This window comes from Rhodanobacter sp. Root179 (genome assembly GCF_001428465.1).
Classification (GTDB): Bacteria; Pseudomonadota; Gammaproteobacteria; order Xanthomonadales; family Rhodanobacteraceae; genus Rhodanobacter.
Genome location: NZ_LMHR01000088.1, coordinates 17,334 through 35,774, shown reverse-complemented (window position 1 = coordinate 35,774; position 18,441 = coordinate 17,334). Strand labels below are relative to the sequence as shown.

The window sequence follows — 18,441 nt, the reverse complement described above, 5'->3', positions numbered from 1 at the left end:
GCCGGACGATGCCGAGTTTCTTCATTGACCGCCCGATCTTCGCCTGGGTGGTGGCGATCCTGATTTCCCTGGGTGGCGTGCTGGCCATCCTCAACCTGGGCGTGGAGTCGTATCCGACGATCGCGCCGCCCTCGGTGACGGTCAGCGCGACCTACCCCGGCGCCAGCGCCGAAACCACCGAGAAAACCGTCACCCAGGTGATCGAGCAGCAACTGACCGGCATCGACCACCTGCTGTACTTCAGCTCCTCGTCCAGCGCCAGCGGCCGCGCCAGCATCACGCTGACCTTCGAGTCCGGCACCGACCCGGACATCGCCCAGGTGCAGGTGCAGAACAAGGTGGCACTGGCCACGCCGCGACTGCCGTCCGAAGTGACCCAGCAGGGCGTGGTGGTGGCCAAGGCCAACGCCGGCTTCCTGATGGTCGTCGCGCTGACCTCGGACAACAAGAACATCGACCGCGACCGTCTCAACGACATCGTCGGTTCGCAGGTGCTCGACCAGATCTCGCGCGTGCCAGGCGTCGGCAGCACCCAGCAGTTCGGCTCCGAATACGCCATGCGGATCTGGCTGAACCCGGACAAGCTGCACGGTTACAGCCTGTCGGCCACCCAGGTGCTGGCGGCGATCAAGGCGCAGAACGTGCAGTTCGCGGCCGGTTCGCTGGGCGCGGACCCGGCCCTGCCCGGCCACGGCTTCACTGCCACGGTGTCCACCGAGGGGCGCTTCACTACGCCTGAACAGTTCGCCGACATCATCCTGCGCGCCGATCCCGACGGCACCACCGTCAAGCTGGGCGACGTGGCGCGGATCAGCTTCGGTCCCGGCGGCTACGGTTTCGACACGCAGTACCAGGGCAAGCCGATCGGTGCGTTCGCGATCCAGCTGCTGCCCGGCGCCAACGCGCTCAACGTGGCCACCGCGGTGCGCGGCAAGATGGACGAGCTGGCGCCGAGCTTCCCACAGGGCGTGACCTGGTTCAGCCCGTACGACAGCACCGCCTTCGTCACCATCTCGATCAACGAGGTGGTGCACACGCTGATCGAGGCGATCATCCTGGTGTTCCTGGTGATGTTGCTGTTCCTGCAGAACATCCGCGCCACCATCATCCCGACCCTGGTGATCCCGGTGGCCCTGCTGGGCACCTTCCTGGGCATGCTGGTGCTCGGCTTCAGCATCAACCAGCTGACCCTGTTCGGCATGGTGCTGGCGATCGGCATCGTGGTCGACGACGCGATCGTGGTGATCGAGAACGTCGAGCGCATCATGACCGAGGAAGGTCTGTCGCCGAAGGACGCGACGCGCAAGGCGATGGGCCAGATCACCGGCGCGGTGGTGGCGATCACCGTGGTGCTGGCTGCCGTGTTCGTGCCCTCGTCGTTGCAGCCGGGCGCGTCGGGCATCATCTACAAGCAGTTCGCGCTGACCATCGCGGTGTCGATGGGCTTCTCGGCCTTCCTCGCGCTGTCCTTCACGCCAGCGCTGTGCGCCAGCTTCCTGCAGCCGGAACACCACAAGAAGAAGAACGTCGTCTTCCGCAAGTTTAACGAGCTGTTCGACTGGACCACGCACACCTATACCGGCCACATCGGCGGCGCCGTGCGCCACGCGCCACGCTGGATGCTGGTGTTCGTGCTGCTGGCCGTGCTGGGCGGCTTCCTGTACACGCGCCTGCCCGGCAGCTTCCTGCCCGAGGAGGACCAGGGCTACGCGCTGTCGGTGATCCAGCTGCCACCGGGCGCCACCAAGCAGCGCACCTCGGCGGTGATGACGCAGATGCGCGAGATCCTGAACAAGGATCCGGCCGTCGAAGGCGTGCTGCAGGTCACCGGCTTCAGCTTCATCGGTTCGGGCGAGAACGCCGGCATGGCCTTCATCAAGCTCAAGGACTGGGCCAAGCGCGACGACACGGCGGCCCAGTTCATCCAGCGTGCCAATGGCTCCATGCAGCAGATCCACGACGCGCGGATCTTCGTGGCCAACATTCCGACGGTGCAGGGATTGGGCCAGTTCGGCGGTTTCGACATGTACCTGCAGGACCGCGGCGGCGCCGGTCGCGAGGCGCTGACCCAGGCCCGCAACATGCTGCTGGGCAAGGCCAGCCAGGACAAGTCGCTGGTCGGCGTGCGCCCCAATGCACTGGAAGACTCGCCACAGCTGCACCTGGACGTGGACCGCGTGCAGGCGCAATCGATGGGCTTGCAGGTCGGTGACATCTACAACGCGATCGGCCTGATGCTGGCGCCGGTCTACGTCAACGACTTCACCTACGGCGGCCGCATCAAGCGGGTGATCATGCAGGCCGATGCGCCCTATCGCATGGGTCCGGAGGCACTGCAGCACATCTTCACCCCCAGCACGCTGGGTGCCGCCGGCGCCGCGCCGGAGATGATCCCGCTGTCCACCGTGGTGCGCAGCCAGTGGCAGGTGTCTTCACCCTCGCTGACCCGCTACAACGGCTATTCGGCGGTGGAGATCGTCGGCTCTCCGGCGCCCGGGCACGCCTCGGGCGAAGCCATGAGCGAGATGGAGCGGATCGTCAACAACGATCTTCCCAAGGGCTTCGGCTTCGACTGGACCGGCCAGTCCTACCAGGAAATCCTGTCCGGCAACGCGGCCACCCTGCTGATGCTGCTGTCGATCGTGATCGTGTTCCTGGCCCTGGCGGCGTTGTACGAGAGCTGGTCGATCCCGGTGTCGGTGATGCTGGTGGTGCCGCTGGGCCTGCTCGGCGCGGTGGTGTTCTCGCTGCTGCGCGGACTGCCCGACGACATCTACTTCAAGATCGGCCTGATCACGGTGATCGGCCTGGCGGCCAAGAACGCGATCCTGATCGTGGAGTTCGCGGTGGCCGAGCAGAAAGCCGGACGCACCCTGCGCGAGGCCACCGTCGACGCGGCCCGTCTGCGCCTGCGGCCGATCCTGATGACCTCGCTGGCCTTCATCCTGGGCGTGTTCCCGCTGTTCATCTCCAGCGGCGCCGGCGCCAATGCACGCCATGCGATCGGCACCGGCGTGATCGGCGGCATGCTGTTTGCCACCTTCCTCGGCGTCTTGCTGATCCCGGTGTTCTACGTGGTGGTGCGCCGCCTGCTCGGCGACAAGCTGGACGGCGATACACCGGCTGGCACAGCGAGCCATAACGGCATGCAGTCGTTCGATTCGGATCCCCGTCGCGGACACTGATATGAAGAAGGAATGGAGCCATCTCCGGAAGTCCCGCTTGTTCAGTCTTTTCTCGGGATTTCTTTGGATGGCTCTGGCGCGACTGGCGTTTCAGTTTTTGCCAGGCACACTTGCCTTGCTGGTGTCTGTCGCCCTTTTCGCCGTGCTGGTATCACTAGTTCCTTTTCCAAAGAAGCAGGAGTTGGAAAAGGATTTCAGGGAAGAAATCGCCGAGAGCAAAAAGACATGGCGACGCTGGAATAAGTGAATTTGACAAAAAAAGGCCCGGACAGGCTTCCCCTGTCCGGGCCTTTTTTTGAATCGTTGGCGTTTCAGCGCAGGCCCGTCTCCGCCCGCGCGATCACCATCCGCTGGATTTCGCTGGTACCTTCGTAGATCTCGGTGATCTTCGCATCGCGGAAGTAACGCTCCAGCGGCATTTCCTTCGAATAGCCCATGCCGCCATGGATCTGCACCGCCTGGTGGCTGATCCACATCGCCGCCTCCGAGGCGACCAGCTTGGCCACCGCGGCCTCGGTGCCGAAGCGTCCACCGTTCTTCTCCGCCTCGCCCTTGGCCCAGGCCGCGCGCAGGGTCAGCAGCGTGGCCGCGTCGAGCTTGCACTTCATGTCGGCGATCTTGGACTGGGTCATCTGGAACGTGCCGATCGGCGCGCCGAAAGCCTTGCGGTCGCGCGACCACTGCAAGGTGGCCTCATACGCCGCACGGCAGATGCCCACCGCCTGCGAGGCGATGCCGATGCGGCCGGCGTCGAGTACGCCCATCGCCATCGAGAAGCCCTTGCCCTCCTCGCCGAGCAGGTTCTCCTTGGGCAACACGTAATCGGTGAATTCGATCTCGCAGGTGGCCGAGGCGCGGATGCCGAGCTTGGGCTCGCTCTTGCCGGCGTGGAAACCCGGCAGCTGCGTGTCGACGATGAAGGCCGACACGCCCTTGGCGCCGATGCCGGGCGTGCTGATGGCGAACAGCACGATGTAACGCGCCACCGGGCCGGAGGTGATCCAGCTCTTCTTGCCGTTGATCACCCAGTCGCCGTTGGCGTTCTTCGCGGCGCGCGTGTGCATCGCCGAGGCGTCCGAACCGGACTGCGGCTCGGTCAGCGCGTAGGCGCCGATCGCCTCGCCGGTGGCGATCGCGCGCACATACTTCTGCTTCTGCTCCTCGTTGCCATGCTTGAGGATGCCGTTGCAGAACAGCGAGTTGTTCACCGACATGATGGTCGCGGTGGCCGCGTCGGCCGCGGCGATCTCGATCATCGCCAGCACATAGGCCACCGGGTCCATGCCGGCGCCGCCGTACTCCTCGGGCACCTCGATGCCCATCAGGCCGAGCTGGCCCATCTCGCGGATGTTCTCCAGCGGAAACTCGCCCTTCGCGTCGAGCTCGGCGGCCACCGGTGCGATGCGCTTCTGCGCAAAATCACGGGCGATCGACTGGATCGACAACTGGTCTTCGGTAAAGCTGAAATCCATGGGAAAGCTCCGGCAACGGGGAAAGCCGGACATTTTAGCCGGGATGCCCGGTGGCGGGGCGCGCGACGCGGCAACCACCCGGCGCGTCGACGCTTGACGCTTGCATCAACGGGGCCTAGCCTACACATCTTTGTATCGCGATACAGGGATGATTATGGATCTGGCAACCGCTTCGAGCGTGCTGCGCCTGCTGGCCGACCCCACCCGGGTCCGCCTGCTGGCCCTGCTTGAACACGAGGAACTCACGGTGGCCGAACTGGCTGCCGTGCTGCATCTGGCCCAGCCGCGCGTATCGACCCACCTGGCCAAACTGAAGGAAGCCGGGCTGGTGCGCGATCGTCGCGCCGGCGTCTCCGCCTATTACCGCGCCAACAACGAAGGCGACGAGGCGCAGCATGACCTGCTCGCCTCGCTGCGCGCCAGCATCGACGACGCCCTGCTGCGCGAGGATGCCGCCCGCCTGCCCGGCGTGCTGGCCAACCGAGCCCGCGAGGAAGGCTGGGCCGACACCGTGGCCGGCGACATGGAGCGCCACTACTCGCCCGGCCGTACCTGGGAAACGCTGGCCCGCTCGCTGCTGCAATTGCTGGGCACCGGCGACGTGCTGGACATCGCCTCCGGCGACGGCATCACCGCCGAACTGCTGGCGCCCCACGCGCACTCCATCGTCTGCGTGGATTCCAGCGAGCGGGTGGTCGAAGCCGCCGCGAAGCGATTGCAGGCCTTCACCAACGTGCGCGTGATCCAGGGCGACATGCACGCGCTGGAGCTGGGCGACCAGCGCTTCGACCTGGTGCTGATGCTGCACGCGCTGACCTATGCCGAACACCCGGCCAGGGCGGTGGCCGAGGCTGCGCGCCTGCTGCGCCCGGGCGGCCGCCTGCTCGCCGTCACCCTGGGCAAGCACGACCACGGCAAGGCGGTCGAACCGTTCGACCACCGCAACCTCGGCTTCAGCAGCGATCAGCTGGACGGCTATGCCCGGGCCGCCAGGCTCGACGTCCTGAGCTGCAACCGGCTCAGCCGCGAGCGCAAGGCGCCGCATTTCGAAGTGATCAGCCTGCTGGCGCGCAAGCCTGCCTGAACCTGCAAGGAAGTTCGATGAGCACCCTCCCCTGGCTCCACCCCGAACGCGTCGCCTTGCTGGAGCACGCACTGCGCCAGCGCATCCTGATCCTCGACGGCGGCATGGGCACCATGCTGCAGGCACACGAGCTGGACGAAAGCGGCTTCCGCGGCGAACGTTTCGAACACGGGCACGATGGCCACGCGCACGACCACGCCGGCAGTTGCGACCTCAAGGGCAACAACGACCTGCTCACGCTGACCCGGCCGGACATCATCCGCGGCGTGCACGACGCTTATCTCGAAGCCGGCGCCGACCTGATCGAAACCAACACCTTCAATTCGACGCGGATCAGCCAGGCTGACTACAAGCTGCAACACCTGGCACACGAGCTGAACCTCGAAGGCGCGAAGCTCGCCCGCGCCGCCTGCGACGCGATGACCGCGAAGACACCGGACAAACCGCGCTTCGTGATCGGCGTGCTCGGCCCCACCAGCCGCACCGCTTCGCTGTCGCCCGACGTCAACGATCCCGGCTTCCGCAACGTCACCTTCGAGGAACTGGCGGCGAACTACACCGAGTCCGCCAATGGCCTGATCGACGGCGGTGCCGACGTGATCATGGTCGAGACGATCTTCGACACGCTGAATGCGAAAGCCGCGCTGTTCGCCCTCGCCGAACTGTTCCACCAGCGCGGGGCGCGCCTGCCGGTGATGATCTCTGGCACCATCACCGACCGCTCCGGCCGCACGCTCTCGGGCCAGACCGCCGAAGCGTTCTACTACTCGGTGCGCCATGCGCGCCCGCTGTCGGTGGGCTTCAACTGCGCGCTGGGCGCCGAGGACTTGCGCCCGCACGTGCAGACCCTGGCCAACCTCGCCGAAAGCTACGTCAGCACTCATCCCAACGCCGGCCTGCCGAATGCCTTCGGCGAGTACGACGAAACGCCCGAGCACATGGCTGGCGTGATCGGCGGCTTCGCCCGCGATGGTTTGCTGAACCTGGTCGGCGGCTGTTGCGGCACGACGCCCGCGCACATCAAGGCGATTGCCGAAGCTGTGCGCGATTGCGCGCCAAGGACGTTGCCTGCGCATGACGCGGAGGCCGCATGAACGCACCGTCGCTCCTCCCCCTGCTTGCAGGGGGAGGTTGGGTGGGGGTCACGCTTTTGACTTCCATCTCAAAAACCAGGTCAAAAGCCTTACCCCTCCGCAACCCTCCCCTGCACGCAGGGGAGGGAGCAACAGCATGGTGTCGCCGCACATGAGTATTCGCCACACCCGCCTCTCCGGCCTCGAACCACTGGTCGTCACCCCCGACCTGCTGTTCATCAACGTGGGCGAGCGCACCAACGTCACCGGCTCGGCGCAGTTCAAGAAGCTGATCAAGGAAGACCGCTACGACGAGGCCGTCGAAGTCGCCCGTCAGCAGGTCGCCAACGGCGCGCAGGTGATCGACATCAACATGGACGAGGGCCTGATCGATTCCGAGGCGGCGATGACCCGCTTCGTCAACCTGATCTCGTCCGAACCGGACATCGCCCGCGTGCCGTTCATGATCGACTCGTCGAAGTGGACGGTGATCGAGGCCGGCCTGCGCTGCCTGCAAGGCAAGGGCATCGTCAACTCGATCTCGATGAAGGAAGGCGAGGCGGCATTCCTCGAACAGGCGCGCAAGGTGCGCCAGTACGGCGCCGCCGCGGTGGTGATGGCGTTCGACGAACAGGGCCAGGCCGACACCATCGAGCGCAAGGTGGAGATCTGTTCGCGCGCCCACGAGCTGCTGACGAAGGAACTCGACTTCCCGCCCGAAGACATCATCTTCGACCCCAACATCTTCGCCATCGCCACCGGCATCGAGGAACACAACAATTACGCGGTGGATTTCATCGAAGCCACCCGCGAGCTGAAGAAGCGCTTCCCCGACTGCCACATCTCCGGCGGCGTCTCCAACGTGTCGTTCTCGTTCCGCGGCAACAACATCGTGCGCGAGGCGATCCATTCGGTGTTCCTGTATCACGCGATCCGTGCCGGCATGGACATGGGCATCGTCAACGCGGGCGCGCTGACCATCATGGATGACATCGATCCGCCGCTGCGCGAGCGCGTCGAGGACGTGGTACTGAACCGCCGCGAGGATGCCACCGAGCGCCTGCTGGAGATCGCCGACAACTACAAGGGCAAGCGCGGCGCGGCCGAAGTCGAGACGCTGGCCTGGCGCGAGAACGACGTGCGCGCCCGGCTCAGCCACGCACTGGTGCACGGCATCGACCAGTACGTGGTCGAGGACACCGAGGAGGCCCGCCAGCTGTCCACGCGCCCGCTCGACGTGATCGAAGGCCCGCTGATGGACGGCATGAACGTGGTCGGCGACCTGTTCGGCGCCGGCAAGATGTTCCTGCCCCAGGTGGTGAAATCCGCCCGCGTGATGAAGAAGGCGGTGGCCTATCTGCTGCCCTACATCGAGGCCGAAAAGGAGCGCACCGGCGACACCGGCAAGAACAACGGCAAGATCGTGATGGCCACGGTCAAGGGCGACGTGCACGACATCGGCAAGAACATCGTCGGCGTGGTGCTCCGCTGCAACAACTTCGAGGTGATCGACCTGGGCGTGATGGTGCCCGCGCAGAAGATCCTCGAAACCGCGATCGCCGAGCACGCCGACATGATCGGCCTGTCCGGCCTGATCACGCCATCGCTGGAGGAAATGAGCCAGGTCGCCCGCGAGATGCAGCGCCGGGACTTCCACATCCCGCTGCTGATCGGCGGCGCCACCACCTCGCGCGCGCACACCGCGCTGAAAATCGAACCGCACTACAAGGCCGGTACGGTATGGGTGAAGGACGCCTCGCGCGCGGTCGGCGTGGCGCAGTCGCTGGTCAGCAAGGAACTGGTCGACGACTTCCTGGCCAAGGTGCGCGCCGACTACGCCGACGTGCGCGAACGCCATCGCAACCGCGGCCCCGGCAAGAAACTGGTGTCGCTGGAAAAAGCCCGCGCACAGCGCTTCCGTTGCGACTGGGCCAACTACGATCCGCCGCAGCCGGCCAAACCCGGCATCACCGTCTTCGACGACTACGACCTGGCCACGCTGCGCGACTACATCGACTGGACCCCGTTCTTCCAGGCCTGGGAACTGGCCGGCCACTACCCGGCCATCCTCACCGACGACATCGTCGGCCCCCAGGCCAGCGAACTGTTCCGTGACGCCCAGGCGATGATGGACAAGATCATCGCCGAGAAGTGGCTCACCGCCCGCGCCGTGATCGGCCTGTGGCCCGCCGCCAACGTCGGCGACGACGTCGAGGTGTATGCCCCGACCTCCCTTCCCCCGCAAGCGGGGCTCACCTCGACTTCCCTTCCCCCGCAAGCGGGGGAAGGTGCCCGAAGGGCGGATGGGGGCACGTCCCTGGCCACCCTCCACAGCCTCCGCCAGCAAGCCGACAAACCCCCCGAGCGCCCCAATCTCTGCCTCGCCGATTTCATCACGCCAAAGGAATTCGCCAAACCCGACTGGATCGGCGGCTTCGCGGTCACCGCGGGGATCGGCATCGAGGAACACCTCAACCGTTTCCTGGCCGACTACGACGACTATTCCTCGATCATCCTCAAGGCCCTGGCCGATCGCCTTGCCGAAGCCTTCGCCGAGCACATGCACGAACGCGTACGCAAGGAATTCTGGGGTTTCGTGCCCGACGAATCGCTCGACAACGACGCGCTGATCGCCGAAAAATATCGTGGCATCCGCCCCGCGCCCGGCTATCCCGCCTGCCCCGACCACACCGAGAAAACCACGCTGTTCAAGCTGCTCGACGTCACCAGGAACACCGGCATCGAACTCACCGAAGGCTTCTCGATGTATCCGGCCGCCGCCGTCTCCGGCTGGTACTACTCGCACCCGGACAGCCAGTATTTCGTGGTCGGCCGCCTCGGCAAGGAACAGGTCGAGGATTACGCGAAGCGCAAGGGCTGGACGCTGGCCGAGGCCGAGCGCTGGCTCGCCTCCAACCTCGACTACGACCCGGAGTGACTTACGCGGTCGCGTCGCCGGTCATGCTGTGCTTGCGGTGGCGCAGATGCACGATGAGGTTGTAGACCGACACGAAGACCGGGAAGAAATTCGAGATGATGCCCACCGAGTCGTTCTTGCCCAGGGTGAAGTACGCCAGCAACAGCACACTGCCGCATACCGACAGCCACCAGAACGCCAGCGGCATCACCACGCGCTTGTACTTGCGTGTGTAGTAGAGCTGCACGAACCAGCGGCTGGTGAACAGCAAGGTGCCGGCGAAGCCGACCATCTTCCACGGCGTCAGCTCGAACTGCTGCAGCGCGTGGAGGATGTGATCGAAATGGGGGCTGAAAAGAAGCACGGCGGCGCGCCTGGGCGGAAGACAGGGGCGCAAGTCTAGCAAGGCCACCCCAAGGCCCCGTGACCGTCGCGACGGTCGTCGCTGCAAAAGGCATTGACCCGCCCCGCGACTATCCCTAAAATTGCGCGTTCTCGGCGGGCGATTAGCTCAGCGGTAGAGCACTGCCTTCACACGGCAGGTGTCGCAAGTTCGATCCTTGCATCGCCCACCATCGTTACAGGAAACCGGCCTTTCATGGCCGGTTTCGTCGTTTGGGCACCTCGAAAGTGGGTGGCACGAAAAGCGCAACGTGCGTGCAGCAACGGGCACTTCACACGGCAGGTGTCGCACAACGGTCCCTGCCTCGCCCGCCACCTCCTGATTCATCTGAAGCCATCCGCAGCGATGGCTTCTTTCGTTTGCGCACGAGACATCCAGCTGGCCCATCGCCGCGGCACGGATCGCGGCGACAGCCGCGGCCCCGGCAGCATGTAAACTGGCGGTTTTCTCAAGCGAAACGCATGGTGCAAGCTCCTCAACGGCCCCCGGTCCATGGCCCGACGTTCATTCGCCTGCTGGCGAACCTGGTGGGCGCCGACGTTCCGCCCTCACCGCCATCGCTCGCCGACCACCTGGGCCGGTGGCTGGACTGGAGCCACGCGATTGCCCTGTCCACCGCGCTCGACGGCAAGCCTGCCGCGACCGACTCCGGCGCGCATGACTCCGGCAGCGAGGAGCACGAATGCACCCGGATACGCCGCTCATTGGCCGGCACCATCGTCGGCGACCGCGTGCCGGCCGGCCCGCCGCGGCGCGCCGGCGGCGAGGCGCGGAAAGCCGATGCATCGGAAGCCGTCGACTACCCGATGTTCCGTCAGCGCCATCTGTCCCTGCAGCGGTCGATGCAAGCTGCCACCGGTGAGCTGCGCGGCCGCCTGCGCGACACGCTGACCGGGAAGTCGGCCGCGATGGCGCGACTGGCGGCCGTGGATGCCGCCATGGAAGCGGCGCTGAGCCCGCGCGAGCAGTCCCTGCTGGCCCACGTGCCCGACCTGCTCGGGGAACATTTCGAGCGCCTGCACCAGGCTGCCTCGGCGCAGGCCACCCCGACCTCGCCTGACGCCTGGCTGGAGGTCTTTCGCCAGAACCGGCAGAGCGTGCTGCTCGCCGAACTGGATGTTCGTTTTCAACCCGTCGAGGGTCTGCTTGCAGCCCTTCGCACCTGCTAACCGGGAAGTCATGTTCAGAAATTTTCTCCACCTCGCCGTGTTCTGCGCAGGCCTCGCCGTGGTCTGCTGGATCGGCGCCGGCTATCTCGGCTCCAATCCGGCGGGCGCCGCGGTCGCGGCGCTGATTGCCGCGTGCTACCTGGCCGGCGCCCTGGAATTGCATCGCTATCGGCAGGCCAGCTCGACCCTGACGCGCGCCGTCAGCGGGCTGTCCGCCACGCCGGACCACCTGGCTGACTGGCTCGCGGAGCTGCACCCGAGCCTGCGCAACGCCACGCGCCTGCGCATCGAGGGTGGCCGCGTGGCCCTGCCGGTGCCGGTGCTGACGCCGTACCTGGTCGGCCTGCTGGTGTTGCTGGGCATGCTGGGCACCTTGCTGGGCATGATGGCGACGCTGCGCGGCACCGGCATGGCGCTGGAAAGCGCCACCGACCTGCAGGCCATCCGCGAGTCGCTGGCCGCGCCGGTCAAGGGTCTGGGTTTCGCGTTCGGCACCTCGATCGCAGGCGTGGCGAGTTCGGCGATGCTGGGCCTGCTTTCCGCGCTGTGCCGGCGCGAGCGCCTGCAGGCGGTGCAAGCGCTGGACACGAAGATCGCCACTACCCTGCGCGTCCATTCGCAGAGCCACCAGCGCGAAGCCTCGTTCCAGTTGCTGCAGCAACAGACCGAACTGATGCCGGCGCTGGTCGATCGCCTGCAGGCGATGATGACGGCCATCGAGCAACAGGGACTTGCCGCCAGCGAGCGCCAACTGGCCAGCCAGCAAAGCTTCAACGCCGCCGCCGAGGCGACCCACACGCGCCTGGCCCTTGCCATCGAGGCCGCCATGCAGGACAGCATGGCGGCGAACGCGAGGGCCGTCGGCGCCGCGCTGCAGCCCGCGATGGAAGCGACGATGGCGGGCCTGGCGCGCGAAACGGCCGCGCTGCACGACAGCGTGAGCCGGGCTGTGCAGCAGCAGCTGGACGGCGTGTCGAGCGGGCTCGCCGCGAGCACCCAAGAGCTGGCGGAACGCTGGCGCGATGCGCTGGACGCGCAGCGCCAGTCGAACGGTGCGCTGAACGCGGAGCTGCATCGCACGCTGGAGCGCTTCGCCGAGACCTTCGAGCAGCGCTCAGCCAGCCTGGTCGAAAGCGTCTCTGCACGGCTGGACGCCACCGCGGACAGCACGGCGGCAGCGTGGAGCACGGCGCTGTCGACGCAGCAGGCCACCAACGAGAACCTGGTCGCACGCAACCAGCAGGCCATGAGCGGGGCGGCTGCGAGCTTCGAGGAACACGCGACGTCGCTGGTGCGCGTCGTGCAGCAGTCGCACGCCGACCTGCAGACGACCCTGGAACAGCGGGACAGCGCACGCCTGGCGCAGTGGGCCGAGCAGCTCGCGGCGATGACCGCCGCCCTGGGCCGGCAATGGGAGCTTGCAGGCGAGCAGACCGCCAGCCGCCAGCAGCAGATCTGCGACACCCTGGCCAGCACCGCGCAGGACATCTCGGCGCAGACCCGCGCCCACGCCAGCGACACCATCGCCGAGATTTCCCGACTGGTGCAGGCGGCCTCCGAGGCGCCTCGCGCCGCGGCCGAAGTGGTCGCCGAGCTGCGCCAGAAGCTGTCCGACAGCATGGTCCGCGACAACGCCATGCTGGAGGAACGCAGCCGCCTGCTGGCCACGCTGGACACCTTGCTCGACGCCGTGAACCACGCTTCCACCGAACAGCGGACCGCCGTCGATGCACTGGTGGCCACCTCGGCGGACCTGCTGGAACGGGTCAGCAGCCGCTTCACCGAGCACGTGGAAAACGAGACCGGCAAGCTCGGCGCGGTGGCCGCCCAGGTCAGCAGCAGTGCAACCGAGGTGGCCAGCCTGGGCGAAATGTTCGCCGGTGCGGTGCACAGCTTCGGCACGGCCAACGACATGCTGATGGATCGCCTGCTCGGCATCCAGGCGGCGCTGGACAAGTCGCTGGCGCGCAGTGACGAACAGCTGGCCTATTACGTGGCGCAGGCCAGGGAAGTCATCGACCTCAGCATGCTGTCGCAGAAACAGATCATCGGCGAGATGCAGCAGCTTGCCGCCAGCGCGGGAGCCGAAACCGCATGAGCGGGGAGACCGATGGCATCGAGGAAACGGGCGCGCCGATCTGGGCCGCCTTCGGCGACCTGATGTCGGTGTTGCTCGGCGTGTTCGTGCTGATCCTGGTGGGCGTGATCGGCATGCAGCTGCAGCTGTCCAGCAAGTTGCAGGAGGAAGTGCGCCAGCGCCAGATCGAGGCGCAACGCCGCATCACGCTGGAGCAGGCGCTGGCCGTGCCGCTGGCCGCCGGCCGGGTCACCCTGGTCAACGGACGCATCGGCATCCGCGGCAGCGTGCTGTTCGCGCTGAACTCCGACCAGTTGCAACCCGCGGGCCGCGAACTGCTGAAAAGCCTGGCCGCGCCGCTCGCCGCGTATCTCGCTTCGCGCCATGAAATCCTGATGGTCAGCGGCTTCACCGACGACCGGCCGATCAGCGGCGGCAATCGCCAGTTCGCCGACAACTGGGAGCTGTCCGCCCAGCGTGCCCTGACCGTGACGCGCGCCCTGATCGCCGATGGCCTGCCCGCTTCCGCGGTGTTTGCCGCCGCGTTCGGCGCGCAGCAGCCGGTGAGTCCGAATGTCGACGAGGACGGACGCGCGCGCAATCGGCGCGTGGAGATGTCGCCGATCCCGAAGCAGCCGGCCACGCCCCGTGACTGACACCTGCTCGCGAACCCGGGCGATGCTCGACGCGTGGCGCGAGCGGCAGGCCGATCGGCTGGACCCCGTCCGCTTCCAGCTCATCGACGCGCTGGAGCGGCACGCGGCAGATCAGCAGGGCACGGCGCGCTGCATGCTGGACGAACGGCTGGCCAGCCTGGTCGATGCCTATGCGAACGAAGTCGAGCACTCGACAGGCGCACTCGACGGCGCCACGGCATTCGCCCAGCCATCCAGGCCTGGCGCGCTGGGCCGGCTGGTCGAGGAAATCGCCGCGGTTCGTGCCGACTCCGCCGTCACCGGAAAAGCGCCCGCGCCGGCCGCCCTGCCCGTGCTCGAATCACTGGGCGAATTCAGGAGCCTGTGGACGCATGTGCGCGCCCGCAGCCAGTTGCGGCAATCGCTCGAGCAGGTGCCGGCCAACGCCGGCCCGCTCAACTCCGGCAGCCTGGTGCACCGTTCGCTCACCCTCATGCGCGAACTCTCGCCCGGTTATCTCCAGCATTTCCTGGCCTACCTCGACGCCTTGTCGTGGATGGAGCAGATGAAGGAAGCCGGTGCGTTCGGAGCACCGCAGAGCGCGCGCGCCAGCGGCAGCAGGAAACGCGTCCGCGGCAAGCGCGCGGACTGACGCGCGCCGACGCAAGCCCGCTCAACCGCCTTCCCGCTCCAGCACGTGTTCGACCAGCAGCGCGAGGAAAGCCTCGCGTCGACGGCGATAGACCGGGTCCAGCGGACCGGCCAGAGCTGCCTCGTGCATCGCCTGATGACTCGCGTTCAGCGCCGCGCCCAGGTTCGCGCCGTGCAGGTACTCGCCCGGATCGCAGTTGCCTCCGGCATGCCTTGCCCAGAACGCCGGCTCCGGCGGCAGCGCCACGAACTGTTCTTCCCAGCGCAACTCGCCGGCCAGCGCACCGAGCCCGGTTCGCGGCCCGCCCCGGCGCGGCGGATGCCGATGGCCGACCAGCCAGTTCGCCAGCGCATCGGTCGGCATCGGACGCGCCAGCGCATAACCCTGGCCGAAGTCCGCGCCCAGGATCGCGGCGGCCTCGAACAGCTCGGCGGATTCCAGCCCCTCGACCACCACCTCCAGTTGCAGGTCGTGCCCGATGCGGATCAGCTGGCGGATGAAGCGCAAGGTACCCAGCGGGTCCTGTCGCACCTGCAGCACGATGGCCTGATCGATCTTGATGCGGTCGAACGGCCACTGGCGCAGGCGGATCAGCGAACTGTAGCCCGCGCCCAGATCGTCTTCGACCAAGCGTATGCCCAGCGCCCGCAGCGACTGCATGCCGGGGCCATGCAACACCACGTCATGTTCGGTGCCGATCGGCGACTCGAGTATTTCCAGCAGCAATGACGGCGGCGGACAGCGGCTGCCGGACAGCAGGCCGGCGAGCACCCCGGCGTAGCGCACGTCCTCCAGCGCCGCCGCGGGCACATTCACCGACATGTCCAGCGGGTGGCCGGCCTGCAGCAGCGCCTCGCGGCAGGCCAGCGCCTGCCGCACGCCCTGGCCGAACAGCGCCAGCAGATCGTCGGCGCCCAGCGCGGGAAGAAAGCGCGCCGGCGACAGCAGCTCGCCGCCGTCGTCGCGCAGGCGCGCCAGCGCCTCGAACTCGCCGACCGAGCCGTCGGCCAAGCGGATCAGCGGCTGGTAGTGCATCTGCAGCGCGTCGGTCGCGACCAGCGCACGCCAGCGCTCGCGCACGAAGAACGGCAGCAGCTCGGTGCCCTGCCGCGGTGGCGCCAGGCGGGCCAGCGCAAGATCGAGCACGCTCTTGATCTGGCCAACGAAGGCTTGTTGATCCTCGCCCTGGAAACCGCCGGCATACGGGCTGTACAGGGTAAGCAGCACGGCCGGCGTCGCCGGCACCGGCGACAGCGGAATCGCCACGTTGGAAACCACGCCCAGGCTCAGCGCGATGTCGCGCCAGCCGAGCATCGACGGATCGCTGCCGTAGTGCGTGCAGCGCTGGATGGTCGCGCTGCGCCAGGCCCGCCCGCTCGGCCCCTCGCCGTCCGGGCTGCCGGCCTGCACCCGAATCGGCATGGCCTTGCCGGTGCCCAGTGCATGCAGGTATTCGGCGAAGGCGACACCGGCCACCGCCTCGTAAGTCAGCTCGCCCGACGCGTCGGGGCGGCCCACCGCGCAGGCGGCGATTTCCCGATGCGACACCAGCGCATCGACCACGCCCTGGATCAGTTCGAGATAGCCTTCGGCCGACCACGCCAGCGCATTCACCCGGGCCAGCAGGGCGACCCGGCGACGCTGCAGCTCGCGCATGCTCTCCAGCTGCCATTGGCGCTCCATGCCAAGACGCTGCAACAGGATCGCCAGTGCGCGGCGATCGTTCGGGCCGCTGCCGCCCAGCTGCATCGCCAGGATGTCGCGCAACTGCTCGATCGCCTCCAGCAACCACACCTCCTCCAGTCCGCAACCGGCGTGGAACAGGCCGGTCCGGCTGGCCCGCTTGCGATGGGTGTCCACATCCAGGTCCGGCCGCAACAGGAACTGCAGGTGCTGCAGGATGCGGAGCTTCAAGGTTTCCAGGTCGGCCGCCGGCAGCACGTCGAGCAGCCGGGCAATGCCTTCGTGCAGGCGCAACCCGGCGTGGAACTGCTCCACCACCGCCGGCAGCTGGCGCTCCCAGATTTCCCGGCAGGCCTGCAGCAGGTCGCCGGCATGATCGCCATAAGGGGCGGCGACCACGTCCAGCTCGACCGTGTGATCCCGCTGGCCTTCGGGCAAGGCCATGCCCCACCAGCGCGAACGGCTGCGCTTGCGTGCCTTGACCTGGTACATCGCCTGGTCGGCGCGCCGCAGCAATTGTTCGCCGGTGGCGATCGTCTGGCTGGAATACATCGCGATGCCCAGACTGGCAGCGACCGAAAACACCGCATCGTCGATACGTATCGCCCGGCGCAGTGCAGCGTCGACGCGCCCGAGCAGCTCGTCCAGGTCGGACTCGTCCTCCAGATCGCCGAACACCAGCACGAACTCGTCGCCGCCCAGGCGCGCCACGTAATCGTTGGCGCGCAGCACCTGCTGAAAACGGCTCGCCACTTCGATCAGGATGCGATCGCCCACCGCGTGGCCGCAAAGATCGTTGATCGGCTTCAGGTCGTCCAGGTCGAGCAGGCCCACGGCGACCTGGCGGGAGTGCCGGCGCGCCTGCGCCAGCACCTTGTCGAGGTATTGATCCAGCGCGCGCCGGTTGGGCAGCCCGGTGAGGTCGTCATGCAGGGCCAGGTAGGTCTGCCGCTGCTGCTCCTGCAGCAGGGCGTCGCGCTGGGCATGCTGCTTCAGGGCCAGCCCGGCGGCGTCGGCGATCTCGTCCAGCAGGCGGCACATCTCGTCGTCGAACGCATCCGGCTCGACGGTGGCCACGGCAAATACGCCAGCCGGCACCCGCATCGCGGCAGTGTCGTTCGGCGCGGAAAACAGCGGCCAGCAACCCAGCGCCCCTGCGTGCGCGGGCAAGTCGCCGCAGACGTCGGCATCGGCCGGCGGCGCGCCCAGCCGCCGGATCACCGGCGCACCCTGCATGAAGGCCAGCGTGGGTACCGGCACCGCGCCGGCGTCCATGCGCAGCGGCGGCAGCGGCAAGGCCAGCATGACCTCGGCGAGCGGGCCGACCAGGGCCACCCGGCGCAACAGGCCGTCCTCGCCATCGGCGGCGAACACGTCGACCGCGGCCGCGCCGGCGATCCCGGCCAGTGCCTGCGCCAGCGTGCGGTAGACCGCCTCGGGATCGGGCTGCTCCAGCAGCGCGCGCTGGATCGTGCGCTGCGCATCGCGGTAGCGGCTCATCCGCAGGCTGCGCTGGAGCAGCATGTGGTGGTCCCAGAAGCGGGCCAGTTCATCGACCAGCCGTTGCTCCCAGTCGAGCAGTTCCGCGCTCAGGCTCGGGCCACCGTCGCCGGAATAGGCCACCAGCACCAGCTGGCCATGATCGCGCGTCCTCGCCGCAGCCGCGATGCAGGAGCCGAAACCCCAGGGTTGTGCCGCCTCGCGCCACGGCCGGAACTCCGGGGCATCGACCGAGGTGGCGCGAGCCTGCTCCTGTCGCAACACGATGCCCACCGGGCCACGGCCACCAGGCTGGGAGGCATCCGCACTGAGCTTGAGCGCCGTCGCGTAAGCCGCCGCCGGGCCGGCGGCGGTCAGCACCTGGACCGCATCGCTAGCCGACTCGCGCCGGCCAATCCAGACCAGCGGCAGATCCATGGTCGACGCCAGGATGCCGGCGATGGTCTGCATGACTCCTTCGCGATCGCGATCGGGCTTGGCATGCAACAGCGCGAGGGTTTCCGCCACGCTCCGGTAGAAGCGTTCCCTGAGTTCGGCGCGGGCCTGTTCCTGGTTGTTCATTCGCCCGCCAGTGTCCCGTACGCGTGGACG

The 18,441-nt window shown here is 67.4% G+C and carries 12 protein-coding genes and 1 tRNA gene; 10 read left to right on the top strand and 3 right to left on the bottom strand.

The annotated features are described in order from the left end of the window. Positions 1–8: 8 nt before the first annotated feature. Together ASD82_RS15270 and ASD82_RS15265 are read left to right on the top strand one after the other, a co-directional pair. Entirely contained in the window at positions 9–3,185 is a 3,177-nt protein-coding gene (locus tag ASD82_RS15270) for an efflux RND transporter permease subunit (protein WP_056718665.1), read from the top strand. A gap of 1 nt (position 3,186) precedes the next feature. Then, complete coding sequence (locus ASD82_RS15265) at positions 3,187–3,432, top strand: hypothetical protein (RefSeq protein ID WP_056718664.1); 246 nt, start codon at positions 3,187–3,189, stop codon at positions 3,430–3,432. Between the two features lie 64 nt (positions 3,433–3,496). On the opposite strand, the gene ASD82_RS15260 is transcribed toward ASD82_RS15265, so the two are convergent. Further along, positions 3,497–4,657, bottom strand: a complete 1,161-nt coding sequence (locus ASD82_RS15260) for an acyl-CoA dehydrogenase family protein (RefSeq protein ID WP_056718663.1) — start codon at positions 4,655–4,657, stop codon at positions 3,497–3,499. A 154-nt stretch (positions 4,658–4,811) separates the two neighbouring features. Here ASD82_RS15260 and ASD82_RS15255 point away from each other — a divergent pair, with 154 nt between their 5' ends. The 3 genes from ASD82_RS15255 (at position 4,812) to metH (ending at position 9,752) form a co-directional block, all read left to right on the top strand. Further along, positions 4,812–5,741 carry a metalloregulator ArsR/SmtB family transcription factor gene (locus tag ASD82_RS15255; protein WP_056718662.1) on the top strand — a complete coding sequence of 310 codons (930 nt, stop codon included), beginning with the start codon at positions 4,812–4,814 and terminating at the stop codon, positions 5,739–5,741. A 17-nt stretch (positions 5,742–5,758) separates the two neighbouring features. After that, positions 5,759–6,835 carry a homocysteine S-methyltransferase family protein gene (locus tag ASD82_RS15250; RefSeq protein ID WP_056718661.1) on the top strand — a complete coding sequence of 359 codons (1,077 nt, stop codon included), beginning with the start codon at positions 5,759–5,761 and terminating at the stop codon, positions 6,833–6,835. Positions 6,836–6,986: 151 nt separating this feature from the next. Next, a complete protein-coding gene (gene metH / locus ASD82_RS15245) occupies positions 6,987–9,752 on the top strand; it encodes a methionine synthase (protein WP_056719118.1) in 2,766 nt (921 codons plus the stop codon). A 1-nt stretch (position 9,753) separates the two neighbouring features. Here metH and ASD82_RS15240 read toward each other — a convergent pair whose 3' ends face one another. After that, entirely contained in the window at positions 9,754–10,095 is a 342-nt protein-coding gene (locus ASD82_RS15240; protein ID WP_056718660.1) for a lipid-A-disaccharide synthase N-terminal domain-containing protein, read from the bottom strand. Positions 10,096–10,231: 136 nt separating this feature from the next. Between ASD82_RS15240 and ASD82_RS15235 the strand changes: the two genes are divergently transcribed. The 5 genes from ASD82_RS15235 (at position 10,232) to ASD82_RS15215 (ending at position 14,667) form a co-directional block, all read left to right on the top strand. Then, positions 10,232–10,306 (top strand) — tRNA-Val (locus ASD82_RS15235). Between the two features lie 289 nt (positions 10,307–10,595). Beyond that, positions 10,596–11,303 carry a DUF3348 domain-containing protein gene (locus ASD82_RS15230; protein WP_056718659.1) on the top strand — a complete coding sequence of 236 codons (708 nt, stop codon included), beginning with the start codon at positions 10,596–10,598 and terminating at the stop codon, positions 11,301–11,303. 10 nt (positions 11,304–11,313) lie between these two features. Beyond that, positions 11,314–13,401 (top strand): DUF802 domain-containing protein, encoded by a 2,088-nt coding sequence (locus ASD82_RS15225; protein WP_056718658.1) that lies wholly within the window; start codon positions 11,314–11,316, stop codon positions 13,399–13,401. Continuing rightward, on the top strand, positions 13,398–14,036 hold the full coding sequence (locus ASD82_RS15220) for an OmpA family protein (protein ID WP_056718657.1): 639 nt from the start codon (positions 13,398–13,400) through the stop codon (positions 14,034–14,036). The genes ASD82_RS15225 and ASD82_RS15220 overlap by 4 nt, the downstream gene beginning before the upstream one ends. Continuing rightward, positions 14,029–14,667, top strand: a complete 639-nt coding sequence (locus tag ASD82_RS15215) for a DUF2894 domain-containing protein (RefSeq protein ID WP_235580738.1) — start codon at positions 14,029–14,031, stop codon at positions 14,665–14,667. Before ASD82_RS15220 ends, ASD82_RS15215 begins: the two co-directional genes overlap by 8 nt. Before the next feature lie 21 nt (positions 14,668–14,688). Here the strand turns inward: ASD82_RS15215 and ASD82_RS15210 are convergent, their stop codons facing one another. Next, positions 14,689–18,411 (bottom strand): EAL domain-containing protein, encoded by a 3,723-nt coding sequence (locus ASD82_RS15210; protein WP_056718655.1) that lies wholly within the window; start codon positions 18,409–18,411, stop codon positions 14,689–14,691. Positions 18,412–18,441 lie beyond the last annotated feature (30 nt).

Excerpts from the sequence above, each read along its gene's own strand:
- ASD82_RS15270 (WP_056718665.1), top strand. The coding sequence starts at position 9 with ATGCCGAGTTTCTTCATTGACCGCCCGATCTTCGCCTGGGTGGTGGCG.
- ASD82_RS15265 (WP_056718664.1), top strand. The coding sequence starts at position 3,187 with ATGAAGAAGGAATGGAGCCATCTCCGGAAGTCCCGCTTGTTCAGTCTT.
- ASD82_RS15260 (WP_056718663.1), bottom strand. The coding sequence starts at position 4,657 with ATGGATTTCAGCTTTACCGAAGACCAGTTGTCGATCCAGTCGATCGCC.
- ASD82_RS15255 (WP_056718662.1), top strand. The coding sequence starts at position 4,812 with ATGGATCTGGCAACCGCTTCGAGCGTGCTGCGCCTGCTGGCCGACCCC.
- ASD82_RS15250 (WP_056718661.1), top strand. The coding sequence starts at position 5,759 with ATGAGCACCCTCCCCTGGCTCCACCCCGAACGCGTCGCCTTGCTGGAG.
- metH (WP_056719118.1), top strand. The coding sequence starts at position 6,987 with ATGAGTATTCGCCACACCCGCCTCTCCGGCCTCGAACCACTGGTCGTC.
- ASD82_RS15230 (WP_056718659.1), top strand. The coding sequence starts at position 10,596 with ATGGTGCAAGCTCCTCAACGGCCCCCGGTCCATGGCCCGACGTTCATT.
- ASD82_RS15225 (WP_056718658.1), top strand. The coding sequence starts at position 11,314 with ATGTTCAGAAATTTTCTCCACCTCGCCGTGTTCTGCGCAGGCCTCGCC.
- ASD82_RS15220 (WP_056718657.1), top strand. The coding sequence starts at position 13,398 with ATGAGCGGGGAGACCGATGGCATCGAGGAAACGGGCGCGCCGATCTGG.
- ASD82_RS15210 (WP_056718655.1), bottom strand. The coding sequence starts at position 18,411 with ATGAACAACCAGGAACAGGCCCGCGCCGAACTCAGGGAACGCTTCTAC.